This is a genomic window from Paenibacillus oryziterrae (assembly GCF_042610485.1).
In the GTDB taxonomy this organism is placed as follows: Bacteria; Bacillota; Bacilli; order Paenibacillales; family Paenibacillaceae; genus Paenibacillus_AQ.
In genome coordinates, this window is sequence record NZ_JBGJZO010000016.1 from 55,527 (window position 1) to 74,443 (window position 18,917).

The following is an 18,917-nucleotide window of genomic DNA, read 5'->3' on the forward strand; positions in this document are numbered from 1 at the left end:
CGCCGGCTGGGAGGTTTCTAGAGCCCCCCATACCGTCGTTTATATAGATGCGCCGCTGGAACGGAGGAACTTTGGCCTTAGCAGCCGGAGTTTCTCCGTTTTTGCGTCTGAATATGTTACAATGAAAATTCGAAATAAGTTGAAAGACGAATGAGCTGATGGGAAAGGAAAGTGGCATAATGGATGTCAAAGCGGCGGCAAAAGAGATCAGACAAGGGAAGATTTCCCCGCTGTACGTCCTGTACGGAAGTGAGAAGTTTCGCATGAATGAGTTCGCTGCATTACTGGAGAAGGAACTGATAGCCAAGGAGGACCGGGATTTTGCCGTAATTCCTTTTGATCTTTCCGAGACTCCTGTACAGTCAGTCATTGAGGAGGCCGAGACGGTTCCGTTTATGGTGCCGCGCAAGCTGCTGCTGGTACGTGATGCGGCGTTGTTCACAGCAGGCAAAGAGAATGCCAAACTGGAGCATAATCTCGAAGCCTTGACTGAATATATACAGCGTCCGGTTGATTTCAGCGTTATTGTATTCATGGTCAACAACGACAAGCTAGATGAGCGAAAAAAAATCGTCAAGGCTGTAAAGTCTGCAGGGACGGTGCTTGCGTTTAATCCGCTAGGGGCGGAGGAACTGCTGCGCTGGGTTGAGAAAGCGGTCAAGGAGCGGGGCTGCACAGCAGGACCAGGTATGGCTGAAGCGCTAATCGTTAACGCCGGTACAGGGCTGCAGGGCTTGTCTGGTGAGATTGATAAGCTGTGTCTGTTCGCTGGCAGCGGCGGTACGGTTGATGCAGCGGCAGTTGCAAGTCTGGTCCACCGCGGGACGGAACAAACGGTATTTACCTTGGTGGAGGATATCGCTAATCTGCGGCTGGACAAAGCGCTGGATGCTCTGCATGAGCTGCTCAAGCAGCGTGAGGAGCCGATCAAGATCGCGGCCCTGATCGCCCGGCAGTTCCGGATGATTCTTCAGGTCAAGGATCTGTCCGGTCAAAGCTATTCACAAGGGCAGATTGCCTCACAGCTAGGGCTTCATCCTTATGCGGTCAAGCTGGCAGGTGAGCAGGCGAGGAAGTTTGAAAGCGGGCGGCTGCGGCAGATTTTAAGCGCTGTAGCAGATCTGGATTACCAGATGAAGACCGGAGCCATCGATAAGGTGCTGGGGCTGGAGCTTTTTATGCTACGGTTAGGCGCGTGAACTCATAGACAACCAAAAGCCTATCCTTCTGCAGATGCAGGGGATAGGCTTTTTCACTGCTTTAAGTTTTTTTAGGAAAATAAGGCTGAAGTGACGGGAGGGAATTTGGGAACTGTAGAAGCGGCAATATCTGCCCGAAAACTGCAGAAAAGTCAGATTCATGTAAGTTGAACTTAAGATTTACCAAAATGGCAAAGTAACGAAGGGGGATTTTTGGAGCTGTAGGAGCGGTAGCGTCCGCCTTTGTCTCCGGATTTCAACCGCGAATGCGGTTAAAATCAAGAAATCTGGAGACAACAGCGGCCGGAAGTCCAAACATTCACCGTAGTTACGGCGACACTCCCAAATGAGTAAATCATAAGTTCAAACTTCATTAGCTTCGAAAACAACAAAAAAACCTAACCGTATGCAGCATAGCGGTCAGGTTCTTCAAGTGCTCATTATGAATACGTCTTACGCTTGCGCAGTAAGAGCGTTCAATTTCTTAGCCAAGCGGGATTTTTTGCGGGAAGCCGCATTTTTATGAACCAGACCTTTAGAAACGGCCTTGTCCAGCTTTTTGGAAGCAGCTAAGAAAGCAGCTTGAGCAGTTTCAACTTCCGTACCTGCCAACGCGTTGTCAGCGGCTTTAACTGCTGTACGAAGCGCGGATTTTTGGGAAATATTCAGTGCATGGCGTTTTTCAGTAGTCTTTACGCGTTTAACTGCGGATTTAATGTTTGGCATTGCATTCACCTCCTGTAAGACATTCGAAATCATTATCAAATGATTCACAACTTAAAATAGTTTAGCATGTGTCATAGTAAAATGCAACTACTTAAAGCCTTCAAATTTAACCTTTATGCTCTGTATAAACGGCAGCCATCTCTCGCACACTATCAACAAAAAGCAAAAGGAGGCTGAACTTACCATGGAACTGGATCTTCAGCTGTATTCTGTGCGCACCGATTTGGCTCTGGAATCGAAGGAACTCGCCGAAGGACCGCAAAGGAATCCCATCCCCGGTGTGAATGAAGAGGTTGTGGAAGAAGGGGGAATCAAGGTTACCCGACTAGAGGTAAGTACACCTGCCGGTTCTCAGGCCATTGGGCGGACGATCGGGAATTATGTGACTTTGGAGGTGCCGGAGCTTCGAGGCGGGGATACCGGATTACAGCAAAAGGTGGCTGAAGCCTTTGCACATGAATTTGAGAATTTCATGACACGTATCGGTATTGGCAAGGATGCCTCGGCATTAATTGTCGGTTTAGGCAACTGGAATGTTACCCCGGATTCCTTGGGGCCGCTCGTTGTAGAGAATACTCTGATCACCCGGCAATTTTATGAACTGGTTCCAGACCAGGTCTCTCCGGGATACCGCAAAGTAAGTGCAATAGCACCCGGCGTACTGGGACTGACCGGCATTGAATCCAGTGAAGTAGTCCAGGGGATTGTGGACCGTACTAAGCCTGACGTTATTATTGCGATTGACGCGCTTGCTTCACGTTCGCTCGAACGTATCAATACGACCATTCAAATTGCAGACATCGGCATTCATCCCGGTTCGGGAATCGGCAACAAGCGGCGGGGCCTGACTCAGGAGATTCTAGGAGTACCTTGTATCGCCATTGGGGTACCTACAGTATGCTATGCTTCAACTATAGTGAACAACGTACTTGAGATGATGAAGAATCATTTCGGGAAGGGGAACTCCCATACCAGAGAAATCATGGGCATGCTTGATGATATCTCTGAAAATGAGCGTCTGGCCTTGGTCAAGGAAGTGCTTGAGCCGCTGGGGCATGATCTAATCGTCACACCGAAGGAAATCGATGAGTTTATTGAGAATATTGCCAATATTGTAGCCAGTGGACTTAATGCGGCGCTTCATGATGCTGTTGATCCCGGAAATGTCGGAGCTTATACCCATTGATCTATTCTTTAGCGCAGTCCGTTGAGTACCGTAACAGGTAATCGCACGGGCGGCGCTTTTTTTCAAATTAAAGAATCCCTCCCTCCTCTACTAACCTTAGGCTGCTCTATTAAATAGAATGAAATCTATGGGTTCATCTTCCATTTTGAGGTTCTAGTAATGCTCTACCCCTCATAGATTTGAAGTATAAGAGATTACAGAGGGCTGGAGGAGGACACATTATTATGAACAAAAGTTGGTTTCGGCTATGGAACATCGGACGGTTGCGGGCCAAGCTGCTGGATGTGCTGTCGCTGGGAAAAACAATGCTGCTGCTTGCCGGAGGGTCCCTTGTATTTTTCATATTGCTTGGTGCAGGGGGGATGGCTGGACAGCAGCTCAATTCCTCGCCGATTCCTTCCATGAAAGGGCTGGCTACTTCTCTGTCGAGCGGTTTTTTTATGGAGATTCTGGGCATGGAGATGCCACACCTTCCTCAGGGCGAGAAGTTCAGTGCATTGTCAGGTGAGAAGGTAACCTCCTTCGTATTCCAACTGTTGACCAGCGTCAATCCGCATGATCCAAAAAGTCTGTTGTCCCGTGAAGTTCCGGGGCTGGCTGCCGATGATCCGGTGCTGCTGAGAAATGCCTCTGGAGGAAGCGGGGATGCACCCGCAGATTATCACCCCGGAACGGACGAGCTTGCTCTGGACGACGAGAACAACCCGGACAACAGTAATCAGGTGGCGGATGATCCCCAGGCGACCGAAACTGTGCAGCAGCCGGAGGCAACACCGGAGCCTGACAGTGCTGGAGCAGGCACAAACGGTGCTCAGGAGAATCCAGGTAATAGCAATGCTCAGGATCTGGCCGTAAAAAAAATACTAGTCTACCACTCTCATCCCCGTGAGGCGTATAATCCGCTGCTGGGCTCGGACAGCGAGAATCCAAGCTCTGCGCTACCTTCCAAGAATGTAATGCTCGTCGGGCGTTATCTGGCGGATCGGCTGGAGAAACGCGGCATCGGTACGGTACATTCGCAGGAGGATTATGCAACGAAGATGGAAGACTACAACTGGAACTTTTCCTATAAATATTCCCGGCAGACGATAAAAGCGGCTTTTACCCAAAATGAGAGTATGAACGAAATGATCGATATCCACCGGGACTCACAGGGACATGCTAAAACTACAACCGTCATAAATGGAGAAAGTTATGCCCAGGTGTATTTTATCCTCGGACATGCGAATACAAATTGGAAGAAGAACGAAGCGTTTGCGAATCAGATCCATCAGCTGCTGGAGACCAAGTATCCCGGAATCTCACGTGGAATCTGGGGGAAAGCTGCTAATAAGGGCAACAATGGGGAGTACAACCAATCCTTGTCCCCGAATAGTGTCCTTATCGAAGTAGGCGGCATTGACAGCACAGCTGAAGAACTGAAACGTACGGCGGAAATACTGGGAGACGCGATTGCTGATGTGTATTGGAGCAGCCATGAGGCGGAGAAAGCAAATGCTGATGCGGGTCAATCGGGTTCGGACTCTGCGGTCCAGAAGGATGCTAAAGGCTCGGAAGGAGCTTCATAACATGTAGCCGGGAAGAAAGGGGCAGCGAAATGTCACGAGTCGGTAAAAAACTGATTATATTCGGGATCTGGGCGGGCGTGGGTATTTGGGTCGGCATGCAGTTTGGCGGGAGCGGAGGAACGACAAACTCCCCGCTTCCCGGCTGGAGTGTGATATCCGAAGCTGCCGGGAACAGTCAGAATACTGCCGGTCAGACCACTGTGGGACAGGCTCAGGGGAATCAGTACCCTGTGTCCCCAAGCCAGCTGGGGAATGCCACTTCGGGTTCCAAGACCTACGTATACGTTCCAGTAGCCATTGATCCGGCTACAGGCACGTACAAGGCACTGCCAACACAGATTTCGGGGGATAACTCCGGATCCGGTCTCCCGCAGCAAGAGGTCGGGGAGTATAGCACGCTGACTCCCGGGCAGATTCTGGTTCCTGAAGAACAGAAACCTACTGTGGATGTGTTGGCTGATAAGACCGCCGGATTGCTGCAGCGGGCCTCCCAGAAAGGCATCCGCTGGGTAGTTTCACTTTTTGCCTCAACAGAGAACGGAAATTGACGTCTATTCTATATTGCTATCCTGCCGGACAGGCAGGATAGTTTTTTTGGAATGCAAAAAAGTATTTCTCTTATGAAATGTAGGAAAGTACGGGGCGGGATTGATGGTCAGAGCTTGTACTGTTATAATAGATGGATTAACAACAGGCTGTTTGTGGGGGTAAGGAATGACTGACGTACAGAAAAGACAACAACAAATCCGCAATTTCTCGATTATTGCACATATAGACCATGGTAAATCGACGCTGGCTGACCGGATCTTGGAGTATACCGGCGCATTAAGCTCCCGTGAAATGCAGGAACAGGTACTGGACCAGATGGATCTGGAACGGGAACGCGGGATAACCATTAAGCTTCAGGCCGTTCGGCTTTCTTATCGTGCCGATGACGGTGAAGAATATTTGCTGAACCTGATTGATACACCGGGGCACGTCGACTTCACTTATGAAGTATCACGAAGCCTGGCAGCTTGTGAAGGCGCTCTGCTCGTGGTGGATGCCGCTCAAGGGATTGAAGCCCAGACGCTGGCTAACGTTTATCTAGCACTGGATAATAATCTGGAGATTCTCCCGGTAATCAACAAAATCGATCTTCCGAGTGCTGATCCTGAGCGGGTCAAGCAGGAAATCGAGGATGTTATCGGTCTGGATGCCAGCGAAGCCGTACTTGCTTCTGCGAAATCCGGTATCGGCATCAAAGAGATTCTGGAACAGGTCGTGAAGCAGGTTCCGGCGCCGACAGGCAATTCGGCAGATCCGCTCAAGGCATTGATTTTTGACTCTCATTATGATCCATACAAAGGCGTTATCGTCTATGTCCGTGTCGTTGACGGCAGTATCCGCGCCGGCTCAAAGATCAAGATGATGGCTACTGGCAAATCATTTGAGGTTATCGAGGTCGGGGCATTCATGCCGCGGATGACGATTGTAAATGAACTTAATGTGGGAGATGTCGGCTTTATCGTGGCAGGCATCAAATCGGTTGGCGATACCCGTGTCGGTGATACCGTTACAGATGACAAGAACCCGACTCTTGAACCACTGCCCGGCTACCGTAAGATCAACCCGATGGTATATTGCGGTCTGTATCCGATCGAGACCTCTGATTACAACGATTTGCGCGAAGCACTGGAGAAGCTGCAGTTGAATGACGCTTCCCTCAGCTTCGAACCGGAATCGTCCAGCGCGCTGGGCTTTGGTTTCCGTTGCGGCTTCCTTGGGTTGCTGCATATGGAGATTATCCAAGAGCGGATTGAACGCGAATTCAATCTGCCGCTGATCACGACTGCACCGAGCGTTATTTACCGGATTATGCTGACCAACGGGGAAATGATCCAGATCGACAACCCGTCCAACTATCCGGAGGTCGGCAAAATCGACTATGTCGAGGAGCCATATGTGAAGGCAGGGGTTATCGTGCCGAATGATTACGTCGGAACGGTAATGGAGCTATGCCAGAACAAACGCGGCGAGTTCGTCAACATGGAGTATCTGGATACGAACCGTGTTACAATCACGTACCAGATTCCACTGTCTGAGATCGTCTATGATTTCTTTGATCAGTTGAAATCGGGAACCAAGGGATATGCTTCCTTTGACTATGAAATATCCGGTTACCGTCAGTCGAACCTCGTGAAGATGGATATCTTGCTCAATAACGAGCAGGTTGATGCCTTGTCATTCATCGTTCACCGTGACCGCGCCTATAACCGCGGACGCATCATCTGTGAGAAACTCCGCGGAATTATTCCGCGCCAGATGTTTGAGGTGCCGATTCAGGCATCCGTTGGTACCAAGGTTGTAGCACGTGAGACCGTAAAGGCCATGCGCAAGAACGTACTCGCCAAATGTTATGGCGGTGACATCTCGCGGAAGCGGAAGCTCCTCGAGAAGCAGAAGGAAGGTAAGAAACGCATGAAGCAGGTCGGCAGCGTTGAGGTGCCGCAGGAAGCGTTCATGGCAGTACTGAAGATCGACGAGTAGACCCATTTCGAAGACTATATCTTACAAGGGAAGCCGTCTTGGCTTCCCTTTCTGAATTTTTATGCAAGCTATGCTTACACACAAGGAGGCAGCGAATGACACAGCCTGTTAATAATAGCCGTCCCCCTGAGGCGGTATACATTCATATTCCGTTTTGCACGAATAAGTGCTTCTATTGTGATTTCAATTCCTATGTCCTGAAAGACCAGCCGGTGATGGATTATCTCCATGCGCTGGACCGGGAGATGGAGCTTACGGTCAGAGAGAATCCCCCCGGTATGATCAAAAGTATCTTCGTAGGCGGCGGAACCCCAACCGTGCTTAAACCGGATGAAATGGAGTATTTCCTGAAGTCCATCCGCAGACATTTTCCGAACTTTAGTCCGGATATTGAGTTCTCTATGGAAGCCAATCCGGGTACAACCGACAAGGACAAGCTGCAAGTCATGAAAGACGGCGGTGTTAACCGGGTAAGCTTCGGGGTCCAGGCATTTCAGAATGAGCTGCTGAGCGGTATCGGACGCATTCATAATGTGGACGACGTCTACCGCAGCCTGGAGAATGCCCGGGCAGTGGGACTAAATAATCTCTCTGTGGACTTGATGTTCGGCCTGCCGAATCAGACGGTTGAAATGCTGGGTGAGAGCATTAAGAAGGCGCTCGAGCTTGATCTGCCGCATTACTCCATCTACAGTCTCAAGGTGGAGGAGAATACTCTTTTTCATACCTTGTTTAATAAGAACAAACTTCCCCTCCCGAATGAGGAGGATGAGCTGCAGATGTATCTGCTCCTGATGTCTTCCATGGAAGCGGCAGGATACCGGCAGTATGAGATCAGTAATTTTGCCAAGCCGGGACAGGAAAGCCGCCATAACATCACCTATTGGCGTAATGAAGACTACTATGGATTAGGTGCCGGAGCTCATGGTTATGCCAAACGCCAGCGTCATGTGAATATCAAAGGAGTCAATCCTTATATTGAAGCATCCCGAAAGGGCCTTCCGCGTCTCGACACCTACAGCATTACCAGAGAAGAGGCGATGGAGGACTTTATGATGGTGGGACTGCGGATGCGGGACGGAGTAACGGATTCAGCTTTCCAGGCGCAATTCGGCCAATCCATGGAGGAAGTATTCGGTAAACCGCTGCATAAAATGTTGTCTGCCGGACTGCTTGAGCACGAAAGTGGAGTCTATCGTCTCAGTAAGCAAGGCATCTTGTTCGGTAACGATGTGTTTGGTGAATTTGTCGGATCGTTGACAGAAGTTTAATTTTAAAATACCTCTTGAATTGTAATTCACCTTGTTGTATATTTATTCATATTAACAACGAGGGGTGAGTCTAAGTGCTTGTCAAAACGGAAATGTTCCGCTATACGGCTCCTAAGGGAGACCCTAAAGTAATTTGCAGAAATGCCACGGTGGAGGATGTGGAGCCACTATATTTAATGATAGAGGAATATGCACAGCGTGGTATTATGCTTCCCCGTTCAAGGCAAGCACTGACCCGCCAGATCGATCAATTTGTGATTGCTGAAATCAATGGCAGATTTGTCGGCTGCGGCTCGTTGTTCAGACTGGGGAATGACCTCGTAGAGGTTCGTTCCATTGGTCTTCGCGATGAGGGTAAGGGCAAAGGCGTAGGGTCGATGATCCTTGCTAAGCTGACAGAGGAAGCCAGACGTCAGAAGATTCCCAAGATTATGGCTCTGACTTATGCGGTTGATTTCTTCCTTAAGAATGGATTTACTGTCGTGGAGAAGGAAATATTCCCCGAGAAGGTATGGACGGACTGCGTGAACTGTAAGAAGCAGCATGCCTGCGACGAGATTGCCGTGCTGAAGATGCTGGATTAATAGCTCATATCCCCCACTGTCCTAGCGCCGGTTAAAGCCGGACTATGAACAGTGGTTTTTTTTGTATTTTAGAATTGTTATTCTCTATAATTTGGTATATTCTTTATAAAGAACTTAATTCTTTATAAAGAACATAGGAGGGGCAATTTTGGGAATACATAAACGGCTGGAGGAACTGGACTCAATGCGGGGGTTGGCAGCTGTCTCCGTAGTCTTCGCCCATATTTCAATCATCCTCCCTTCAACAGATTTTCTGGAGCGGCTCAATCATACCCCAGTGCATTTTTTTTGGCTGGGTCATGAATCGGTGATACTTTTTTTTATTCTGAGCGGATATGTCTTGTCGCTTCCCTATTTCATTAATAAAAATGTACCTTATTTGGATTACGTTATTAAGCGGATTTGCAGAATCATGATACCCAGTATCGTATCCATTATAATCGCCTTATTGCTGATGCAACTGCTCTCACCTCATGAAATTCCCACGATCAGCGAATGGGGGAACAGCATTTGGACTTCGCATGTTTCAGGCATAGAGATCCTTAATCATATCTTTCTGATTAATGAAACGGATACGATGAAGATCAACCCTGTTCTGTGGTCGCTTATCCATGAGATGCGGATATCGTTGGTTTTTCCTTTAATCGTATATATATTGCACAGAAGCAGCATGTTGAAAAGTATTCTATTTGCCTTGGCTATACCGGTATTGCTTTTTGCAGGTTATTATATCATCTTAAAAGCGACCGGCTTTGATATTACCATGTTTAAGGGCGATAGTTCATTTCTTCTAACACCCCATTATATGGCTTTTTTTATTCTGGGCGGCATTCTGGCCAAGCACAGGAAGTATTGGAGCGGATTGTACAGCAAGCTGGGGGTACGGCGAAAAGTAGGGTTGCTGTGTGCGGGATTAGGTCTGTATATGTATAACTGGCTTATGCTCCCAGACAGCGCACTGCCGCATCTGTTTATTATTGACGATTGGGCTATTGCCATGGGCGCGTGCATCTTTATCGTTTTCGCACTGAACTCTAGCCGCATCAGCCGGATACTGATGATCGGTCCGATACATTTTACCGGAAGGATATCCTATAGTCTGTACCTTTATCATCTTATTGTGATGATTGCTCTTGTCCATACCTTAGGTACTGCACTGCCGCTTTGGGCGATCTTGGTTCTTTCTTTGCCGCTGTCTTTGCTGTGCGCAGCCATTATGCATCGTATGGTGGAGGGACCTTCAATCGTCTTGGGCAGATTCCTGACCACAAATCGCCGTAAAGCCGATCCTCAACTTACCGAAAAGAGATATTCGGCTTCCTGAATGAGGGGGCCAGCCGGATGACTCTTGTTATCCGTGCAAATACACGTAAGCCAAGATACTGAACCGACTTGACAATGTCAATGTCGGTTTGGTATTTTTGTATTAGCGGTTAGCACTCATCTGAGTAGAGTGCTAACGATTCAGAGCCACAGCTGTTAGGAGGGAATAACATGTTAACCGAACGCCAAAGAATGATATTGAATGCGATCGTGGATGATTATATTTCTTCAGCCGAACCTGTAGGCTCACGCAGTATCTCCAAGCGGGGAGATGTTGGGTACAGCCCGGCAACGATCCGCAATGAAATGGCTGATTTGGAGGAATTAGGTTATCTGGAACAGCCTCATACATCGGCAGGCCGGATTCCTTCGCACAAAGGGTACCGTTATTATGTGGATCACTTGGTACCGTGGAATTCTGCAGGATCACCTGAGGTAGGAGCTATCCGGGCTTTTTTTGCCGAAAAGCTAAGTGCTATGGAACAGGTCAATCAGCACGCAGCCATGATCCTTTCCAATATGACGAATTATACTTCCATCCTTCTGGGACCGGAGGTTTTTCACACTTCACTTCGGCATTTTCAATTGCTGCCGCTTAATGAGAGTACAGCTGTTGCAATTATAGTTACCAGCACGGGACAGGTGGAGAACCGTACGGTTAGTATCCCGCCTGAAATCTCCGTTTCTGATATAGAGAAAGTGGTTAATCTGCTGAATAGCAAGCTGGTAAATGTACCTCTTTATAAGCTCAAGAGCTGCCTTTATTCTGAGCTTGGTCAAGAGATGCAGCGTCATATTTCCCATTACGAGGAACTGATGCAGATGCTGGATCAGGCGCTGGAAAGTGATCAGGAGCAACGCATCTATCTTAGCGGGGCGACCAATATACTGACCCAGCCGGATTTTAAAGATGTAGACAAAGTGAAGAACATTCTTGATCTTCTGGAAGAGACGCCAACGCTTCTCAAAATGCTGTCACCGGCTTCTGGGGATACAGGGATACAAGTACGCATTGGTACGGAGAATAACCACGAGGCATTTGCTAACTGCAGTCTGATTACAGCTTCTTATTCTCTTGATGGTCAGGCACTGGGAAGCATCGGCATTCTGGGTCCGACCCGTATGGATTACGCCAGAGTAATGGGGATTCTGGGCATTTTGTCCCGAGATTTGACAGCGATGCTGGCCCACTGGTATAAGTGAACATAAAGCTCATGATTATTTTAAGGAGGTGAAGACAACTTGAAAGAGGAACAGGTTCAAGATTCCAGTGAAATGAAAGACGAAGTCATAAGTGATAATAATGCAGCCGATGACACTGAGACCGTCTCTGAGACGGAGGGCTTCGGAGCAGAGGAAGCCGCTGAAGTGATTTCTGAAGGAGATAGTGAGCTTACACGCTTGCAAGGTCTTGCTGATGAATTTCAAGGACGGGCGCTACGTGTACAGGCTGACTTTGATAACTTCCGCCGCCGTACATTGAAAGAGAAAGAAGAACTGGCGCAATATGCTACCTCGAAGCTGGTGACGGAATTGCTTCCGGTTATGGATAATTTCGAACGTGCGTTGGCTACGGCCCCGGCCTCTCCTGAATTCGAAGCTTTCACGAAAGGCGTGAATATGATTTTCCGCCAGCTTGAAGGGGTATTAAAGAATCAGGGATTAACAGCTATGGAAACGGTAGGTCAGCCCTTTAACCCTGAATATCATCAGGCTATCATGCAAGTGGAGAGCGAAGAGCACGAAGAAGGTATCGTGACAGAAGAAGTCCAAAAGGGCTATCTGTTGAAAGATAAGGTGCTTCGTCCCGCCATGGTTAAAGTCAGCATGTAGTCTGTCCATATAATAGCCGGGCCTTCAGGCCTGCAGTTAGACGGCAGCATAATCGCCGGAAGAAGATCCGGTGGGTATTCCTATGCGCCAAAACATAATTAATTATAATCATATCAACAGGGTCATTCCCGGGAAGCTGATGCTCCCATAAAAATTCAAGGAGGCAAAATACAGTGAGTAAAGTTATCGGTATCGACTTAGGAACCACCAACTCTTGCGTTGCAGTCATGGAAGGCGGCGAAGCCGTAGTTATTCCTAACCCTGAGGGCGCACGTACAACTCCATCGGTAGTGGGCTTCAAGAAAGACGGTGAGCGTGTAGCAGGGGAAACTGCAAAACGCCAAGCCATCACTAATCCGGACCGTACTATCAGCTCGATCAAACGCTACATGGGTACGAACCACAAGGAGAACATTGACGGTAAGGATTATTCTCCTCAAGAAATCTCAGCAATGATTCTGCAAAAGTTGAAAGCTGACGCGGAAGCTTACCTTGGTCAAACAGTAACGCAAGCGGTTATTACCGTTCCTGCTTATTTCAATGACAGCCAGCGTCAAGCTACCAAAGATGCGGGTAAAATCGCCGGTCTGGAAGTACTGCGTATTGTGAATGAGCCAACTGCTGCTGCTTTGGCTTACGGTCTGGAGAAATCCGAAGACCAAACCATCCTGGTCTATGACCTCGGCGGCGGTACGTTTGACGTATCCATTCTTGAACTGGGCGACGGATTCTTCGAAGTTAAAGCGACAAGCGGCGACAACCGTCTTGGCGGTGATGATTTTGACCAAGTAGTTATGGATTACCTGGTAGCCGAATTCAAAAAAGAGCAAGGCATCGACCTCAGCAAGGATAAAGCAGCTGTGCAACGTCTGAAAGACGCAGCAGAGAAAGCCAAGAAAGAACTCTCCGGCGTCCTGACTACTACAGTATCCCTGCCGTTTATTACTGTTGCTGACGGCGTACCTCAGCATTTGGAGATCAACCTGACACGTGCTAAGTTCGATGAACTTACAGCTAGCCTGGTAGAACGTACTTTGGGACCAACCCGCCAAGCGCTTAGCGATGCTGGCATGACTCCTGCGGACCTGCACAAAATCGTACTCGTAGGCGGTTCCACCCGTATTCCTGCGGTTCAGGAAGCGATCAAGAAACTAACCGGCAAAGAGCCTCATAAAGGCGTTAACCCGGATGAAGTTGTTGCCCTGGGCGCTGCTGTTCAAGCCGGCGTACTGACAGGTGACGTTAAAGATGTTGTATTGCTCGACGTAACCCCGCTGTCCCTTGGTATTGAAACTGCAGGCGGCGTGTTCACTAAGATGATTGAGCGTAATACAACGATCCCTACAAGCAAATCCCAAGTGTTCTCCACTTTTGCCGACAACCAGCCAAGCGTGGAAATTCACGTATTGCAAGGCGAACGCCAAATGGCGAACGGCAACAAAACACTGGGACGCTTTATGTTGAATGAGATCCCGCCGGCACCACGCGGTGTTCCACAAATCGAAGTTACCTTCGATATTGATGCGAACGGTATCGTTAACGTGTCTGCAACAGATAAAGGTACGAACAAGAGTCAAAAGATCACCATTACCTCTTCCAGCGGCCTGAGCGATGCCGAAGTTGAGCAAATGATGAAGGATGCCGAGCTTCATGCCGAAGAAGACCGCAAACGTAAGGAACTGGTAGAAGCGAAGAATGGTGCTGATCAGCTGGTATATTCCACTGAGAAGGTCATCAAAGATCTTGGCGATAAAGCAGACGCAGCAGATGTAGAGAAAGCCAATGCAGCTATGGACAAAGTTAAAGCTGCACTGCAAACCGAGAACCTGGAAGAAATTAATGCTGCAACCGAAGCGCTGACTGAGATCGTTCAGGCGTTGTCTGTGAAGCTCTATGAGCAGGCTGCGGCAGAGCAAGGTGCCGAAGGCGGTCAAGGCGCTGCAGATGGCAACTTCAAGAAGGACAATGTGGTTGACGCCGATTACGAGGTTGTTGACGACGAGAAGAATCAAGGGTAACCTAAACAGATACCAATGCTATTAGGGGAAGGTCAAAACCGGAGCATCCCGTGTTTTGACTTTCTTTATGAAAATATAAGCATCTATAGGTTACTTGCCATAGAATATCCTTATATTTTATCGGGAAACGGATTCCGTCCCCAGAAGGACGGAGAAGCCGTTTCTTGTTACGTATAGAGCAGAAGGTTTAGATGTGCGGAGGTGAACGCGTTGGCAGAGAAACGGGATTATTATGAAGTGCTCGGCGTAGGTAAAGACGCGTCGGAGGATGAGGTTAAAAAAGCGTACCGTAAGCTGGCGCGCCAATACCATCCGGACGTGAATAAAGCCAGTGACGCGGAAGCGAAATTTAAGGAAGTAAAAGAAGCTTATGACGTCCTTAGCGACGGGCAGCAGCGTGCACGTTATGACCAATATGGACATATTGACCCTAACCAGGGTATGGGCGGCTTTGGCGGCGGCGGTGATTTCGGTGGAGGACTTGGTGATATCTTTGACATGTTCTTCGGGGGCGGCGGACGTCGTGATCCGAATGCACCGCAGCGTGGAGCTGACCTGCAGTACAACATGACCATCGAATTTAAGGAAGCTGTATTCGGTAAAGAAACCGATATTACAATTCCTCGGACAGAAACTTGTGACACGTGCTTCGGGTCAGGGGCCAAACCGGGAACGAAGCCGGATACCTGTTCCGTATGTAAGGGCAGTGGACAGCAGGAGTTCGTCCAGAATACGCCGCTTGGCCAAATGCGGAATCGCCGGACATGCTCTCATTGTAATGGCGCAGGGAAGATCATCAAGGAGAAATGCCATACTTGCAGCGGCAATGGCAAGGTGAAGAAACAGCGCAAACTCCATGTTCGGATACCTGCAGGCGTAGATGATGGCGCACAAATGCGTATGACAGGCGAAGGGGAAGGCGGCCATCGCGGCGGACCATCCGGTGACCTGTATATTATTATCCGGGTGAAGTCGCATGATTTCTTCGTCCGTGAGAATGATGATATTATCTGTGAAGTGCCGATTACTTTTGCGCAGGCTGCTCTCGGGGATGAGATCGAAATCCCGACCCTGACCGAAAAGGTGAAGCTGAAGGTGCCTGCGGGAACACAGACCGGCACATTCTTCCGCTTGAAGGGTAAAGGGGTTCCTCGGCTCCGCGGCTCCGGCCAGGGTGACCAGCACGTCAGAGTTATCGTGGTTACGCCAAGCAAGCTGAGCGAAGAACAAAAGGAACTGCTGCGTCAATTCTCTTCCTTTGACGGAGAACATACGCATGAGCAGGAGCAATCGTTCTTTGACCGCATGAAACGGGCGTTTCGCGGAGACTAAAAGCTAAGGCACGTTGATTAGCATGCATTGAAAGATAGTTGTTAGAGCAGGCTGGGACCTATTCCCGGCCTGCTTTTTTGCTGCGTGGGCATGAGTACTCTCTATACTGCGCATAAGCAGGCAAGCTGTAATGGCGATTCGCGGGAATGGTGCTGCCGCCGGAGTGGCATTCCTGCCTGCATGGTGCTTTCGCCGGAGTGGCATTCCTGCCTGCATGGTGCTGCCGCCGGAGTGGGATTCCTGCCTGCATGGTGCTTTCGCCGGAATGGCATTCCTGCTGCATGATGCTGCCGCCGGAATGGCATTCCTGCTGCATGATGCTGCCGCCGGAATGGCATTCCTGCTACATGATGCTGCCGCCGGAATGGCATTCCTGCTGCATGATGCTGCCGCCGGAAGACATTCCTCCCCTCCGAAACAGTAGGTTGCATTTAGTGCAATTGATTTGCTCATTAGAGGCTAATTTTGGTGATCTGTTGCATTTTGTGCATCTGATTTCTGTAAGAAACGATATTTAATTAATTCTGCTGCACTAAATGCAACAGAATTTAAATATAGGCGGATTTGACCTGATTCTGTTGCACAAAATACAATAGATGCTCTTTCTTCCTCAGAAACAAAGATTTCTGGATCCTTCGCCATCATTGTCCCTTGCATAAAGATGGAATCCAGCCGGCATACTAACTGCAGGTGCGCTCAAGGCGGTGCCGATTTACAAAGAGAGCAGGGATACACTTGTCTGAAAAAAATATATTGGCGTATTTTAAAAGCCCGGAGGAGGCCGAGGCCGTTTCCCGCAAGCTGCAGGCACTGAGAGTGATCGATATGTCTATCGATACTTTCGGGAAATACCCGGGAAACAGCTCGTATTCGGGCAATAATCCGCTTACGGGAGACATTCAGAGTCTCGCTACAATGACACTGAATGCTTCCATTGAAAGCCGCTCTGCGGGTATTCTGGCTTCTACCGATACCAGTGCAAGCGGAATGAGTCATGGAGGAGATGGAGGCCCAACGGGAAGAAATATCCTGCTCACGGTAGTTGTCGATTCGGAGTCATTTGATCAGGCGCTCCGAATTGTTGAAGAAGCCGGAGGGATGATCTGAAAGTTTATTTTTACCAGTAGACGAAAGGAGAAGATGAAATGGTTAGGTCCTCAAAGGTACACACCCAAACGGAGAAAATGAAGCTGCTGTACGGAGCTAAGGCGGAGGATGTTGAGTTCTCGGCAGCGGAAGCGGATCTGGATGATATTGAAGCTCAGGAACGCGGACTGAAAGCGGACAAGCGGCAGCTTCAGGAGCTGTTGCAGGACGAAGAGGAGGAAATACCATAACAACATGATTGAAAAAAGAAACTGAACCCGCGCACTTCAGGATGAAGGCAGGGTTCAGTTTTTTATAGGTATCATTAGAATGAACTACATCTTCGATCAGACTCCGGATAGGAGTTTTTTTGTGGGCTTTTTTATCCATGCGCATGTATAATTAAGCTGATATGCCAAGCGGGGGTGACATTATGGAAACGATGATATTATGGATTGGTCTCGCGGTAGTCATTATCGCGCTTACATTTTTGAATCAGAAGCAATTGTATTCCTCTAAGGTGAAGCAGGCTTACCGTTCGCTGAGAACGCTATCGGAGAGCGTCCGAAGCGACCAGTCTACACCGGAACAACTGACCGAGTGGGAGGCGGGTCTTACTGAGCTTGAGAAGCATCCGAATGAGTTTAACAAACTTGACTATGAAATCAGCTTACGGAGCGCTTTTGTGATGTATTTAGAGCGGCATTATCCGCAGGATCCCAGACTGCCTGATCTGCAGGAGGCGGCTGCACATATCAAGGATAGTGTTTGGGGAATGAAAATAGGCGATTATGGTCCCAGAAAGCAAAAGTAATAACCTTTTCGGGAGTCCCTCATTCTGGCTTGTCAGCTGTGAGTGGGCTCTTTGTTTTGGTAAAAAGAATAACATGTACATACAAGTTGCTTATGTTATAATAACTTGTATTATTTTATTACATAGCCTGGGGTGCAGTATGACAGAGAAAAAGAAACCTAAATATATGCAGTTGAAGCTGGAATTGCTGTCCTGGATTCAAAATGGCGTGCTGAAGCCGGACGATCAGACGCCTTCGGAGCATGAGATTGCCGCTCAGTTCGGAATGAGCAGACAAACGGTTCGCCAGGCGTTGGGTGAGCTGGAGAAGGAAGGCTGGCTGTACCGATTGCAGGGTAAAGGCACTTTTGTTGCCCGTCAGGATACACGCCCCTTGCAGCAGAGTAGCATGGTCGGGATGATGACGACACATATCTCGGATTATATCTTTCCCCATATTGTACGGGGAGCGGAAGCCCGGCTGCGCAGCGGCGGTTACAGCATGATGCTGTCCAGCACGGATAATGACAAGGATAAGGAACGTGAGAATTTGGAGCTGCTGCTGGGCCAGCCGTTCAAAGGCTTGATTATCGAGCCAACCAAAAGCGCACAGGGCAACCCGAATCTGCCGCTCTACCTGTCGCTTGAGATACACCGTATTCCTTTTATTATGATTAACGAACGGTATCCGGAGCTACATTGCCCCTGTCTTAAGTTGGACGATGAGGCGGGAGGGTTCATGGCAGCTGAGCACCTGATTGAGCTGGGCCACCGGGAGATTGCGGGCTTCTTTAAAACGGATGATCTGCAGGGAGCCAATCGGCTGAAGGGCTTTATCCGTGCTTTTCATAAACACCGCCTGCCCCTCGGGCCTGAGACGATTACGCATTACACCACCGAGCAGAAGCAGACGCTGCCTTATATGGCAGCACTCGCGATGCTCCGGCAGCCTAAGCGGCCAACGGCTTTTGTCTGCTACAATGATGAGCTGGCGGTACTGCTGCTCGAAGCGGCAAGGCAGACGGGACTCAGCGTGCCGGATGATCTGTCTATAATCGGCTTTGATGATTCCTCGCTGGCAACGGCAACGGAGGTTAAGCTGACCTCGATCAGCCATCCTAAACAGGAGATGGGTGTACAAGCAGCCAATTTACTAATTGAGATGATGGAGAACCGTTCATCCGATACGCCAAAAGATGTTATTTACAAACCGGAGATTGTAGTGCGGGGCTCAACCAAAGCATTGATGCAGATGTAGAGGTCTTACCTCACCCTCCTAAATCAATGAGAGCAGCAAAAGCAATAGTAGATGATACAGCCGAGTCAGGCGAATAGAGAAGGTAAAAAGTCCGCAGAACGATTCTGCGGGCTTTTTTTATGCGGATAATGCTTATTGTATGTACAATACTCAAGGAAAATAAAAAAATGTAGATTAATTGTACGTACAAGTGTATAATGCAGATGAGAAG

19 protein-coding genes are annotated in these 18,917 nt (G+C 48.8%); 17 read left to right on the forward strand and 2 right to left on the reverse strand.

Features of this window, described 5'->3' with window-relative positions; genetic code table 11:
- The first annotated feature begins 179 nt into the window (after positions 1-179).
- Entirely contained in the window at positions 180-1,199 is a 1,020-nt protein-coding gene (gene holA, locus ACAN55_RS16555) for a DNA polymerase III subunit delta (protein ID WP_379135064.1), read from the forward strand.
- Between the two features lie 453 nt (positions 1,200-1,652).
- Here holA and rpsT read toward each other — a convergent pair whose 3' ends face one another.
- Positions 1,653-1,925 (reverse strand): 30S ribosomal protein S20, encoded by a 273-nt coding sequence (gene rpsT / locus ACAN55_RS16560; RefSeq protein ID WP_379135067.1) that lies wholly within the window; start codon positions 1,923-1,925, stop codon positions 1,653-1,655.
- 184 nt (positions 1,926-2,109) lie between these two features.
- On the opposite strand from rpsT, the gene gpr reads away from it, so the two are divergent.
- From gpr to ACAN55_RS16620, 12 genes are all read left to right on the forward strand, one after another.
- Positions 2,110-3,111 (forward strand): GPR endopeptidase, encoded by a 1,002-nt coding sequence (gpr, locus tag ACAN55_RS16565; protein ID WP_379135069.1) that lies wholly within the window; start codon positions 2,110-2,112, stop codon positions 3,109-3,111.
- 224 nt (positions 3,112-3,335) lie between these two features.
- Positions 3,336-4,679 (forward strand): stage II sporulation protein P, encoded by a 1,344-nt coding sequence (locus tag ACAN55_RS16570; protein WP_379135071.1) that lies wholly within the window; start codon positions 3,336-3,338, stop codon positions 4,677-4,679.
- 29 nt (positions 4,680-4,708) lie between these two features.
- Positions 4,709-5,227 (forward strand): hypothetical protein, encoded by a 519-nt coding sequence (locus ACAN55_RS16575; RefSeq protein WP_379135073.1) that lies wholly within the window; start codon positions 4,709-4,711, stop codon positions 5,225-5,227.
- 166 nt (positions 5,228-5,393) lie between these two features.
- Complete coding sequence (lepA, locus tag ACAN55_RS16580; protein WP_379135076.1) at positions 5,394-7,208, forward strand: translation elongation factor 4; 1,815 nt, start codon at positions 5,394-5,396, stop codon at positions 7,206-7,208.
- 95 nt (positions 7,209-7,303) lie between these two features.
- Positions 7,304-8,479, forward strand: coding sequence for a radical SAM family heme chaperone HemW (gene hemW / locus ACAN55_RS16585; RefSeq protein WP_379135080.1), 1,176 nt, complete (start codon positions 7,304-7,306; stop codon positions 8,477-8,479).
- A 92-nt stretch (positions 8,480-8,571) separates the two neighbouring features.
- The gene (locus ACAN55_RS16590; RefSeq protein WP_379135171.1) at positions 8,572-9,063 is read left to right on the forward strand and encodes an N-acetyltransferase; all 492 of its coding nucleotides are present in this window, start codon (positions 8,572-8,574) and stop codon (positions 9,061-9,063) included.
- Between the two features lie 148 nt (positions 9,064-9,211).
- The gene (locus ACAN55_RS16595; protein ID WP_379135083.1) at positions 9,212-10,387 is read left to right on the forward strand and encodes an acyltransferase family protein; all 1,176 of its coding nucleotides are present in this window, start codon (positions 9,212-9,214) and stop codon (positions 10,385-10,387) included.
- 170 nt (positions 10,388-10,557) lie between these two features.
- Positions 10,558-11,589: a heat-inducible transcriptional repressor HrcA gene (hrcA, locus tag ACAN55_RS16600; RefSeq protein ID WP_379135086.1), complete on the forward strand. Its 1,032-nt coding sequence runs from the start codon at positions 10,558-10,560 to the stop codon at positions 11,587-11,589.
- A gap of 39 nt (positions 11,590-11,628) precedes the next feature.
- The gene (grpE, locus tag ACAN55_RS16605; protein ID WP_379135089.1) at positions 11,629-12,219 is read left to right on the forward strand and encodes a nucleotide exchange factor GrpE; all 591 of its coding nucleotides are present in this window, start codon (positions 11,629-11,631) and stop codon (positions 12,217-12,219) included.
- 173 nt (positions 12,220-12,392) lie between these two features.
- Entirely contained in the window at positions 12,393-14,237 is a 1,845-nt protein-coding gene (gene dnaK, locus ACAN55_RS16610; protein ID WP_379135093.1) for a molecular chaperone DnaK, read from the forward strand.
- 210 nt (positions 14,238-14,447) lie between these two features.
- Complete coding sequence (dnaJ, locus tag ACAN55_RS16615; protein ID WP_379135096.1) at positions 14,448-15,569, forward strand: molecular chaperone DnaJ; 1,122 nt, start codon at positions 14,448-14,450, stop codon at positions 15,567-15,569.
- A gap of 130 nt (positions 15,570-15,699) precedes the next feature.
- Positions 15,700-15,993, forward strand: a complete 294-nt coding sequence (locus ACAN55_RS16620) for a hypothetical protein (RefSeq protein ID WP_379135099.1) — start codon at positions 15,700-15,702, stop codon at positions 15,991-15,993.
- A gap of 35 nt (positions 15,994-16,028) precedes the next feature.
- Here the strand turns inward: ACAN55_RS16620 and ACAN55_RS16625 are convergent, their stop codons facing one another.
- Positions 16,029-16,214 (reverse strand): hypothetical protein, encoded by a 186-nt coding sequence (locus ACAN55_RS16625; RefSeq protein ID WP_379135101.1) that lies wholly within the window; start codon positions 16,212-16,214, stop codon positions 16,029-16,031.
- 90 nt (positions 16,215-16,304) lie between these two features.
- On the opposite strand from ACAN55_RS16625, the gene ACAN55_RS16630 reads away from it, so the two are divergent.
- The 4 genes from ACAN55_RS16630 (at position 16,305) to ACAN55_RS16645 (ending at position 18,706) form a co-directional block, all read left to right on the forward strand.
- On the forward strand, positions 16,305-16,676 hold the full coding sequence (locus ACAN55_RS16630; protein ID WP_379135104.1) for a hypothetical protein: 372 nt from the start codon (positions 16,305-16,307) through the stop codon (positions 16,674-16,676).
- 38 nt (positions 16,677-16,714) lie between these two features.
- The gene (locus tag ACAN55_RS16635; RefSeq protein ID WP_379135106.1) at positions 16,715-16,906 is read left to right on the forward strand and encodes a YfhD family protein; all 192 of its coding nucleotides are present in this window, start codon (positions 16,715-16,717) and stop codon (positions 16,904-16,906) included.
- A gap of 182 nt (positions 16,907-17,088) precedes the next feature.
- The gene (locus tag ACAN55_RS16640) at positions 17,089-17,469 is read left to right on the forward strand and encodes a hypothetical protein (RefSeq protein WP_379135108.1); all 381 of its coding nucleotides are present in this window, start codon (positions 17,089-17,091) and stop codon (positions 17,467-17,469) included.
- A 139-nt stretch (positions 17,470-17,608) separates the two neighbouring features.
- Positions 17,609-18,706 (forward strand): GntR family transcriptional regulator, encoded by a 1,098-nt coding sequence (locus tag ACAN55_RS16645; protein ID WP_379135111.1) that lies wholly within the window; start codon positions 17,609-17,611, stop codon positions 18,704-18,706.
- The last annotated feature ends 211 nt before the right edge of the window (positions 18,707-18,917 follow it).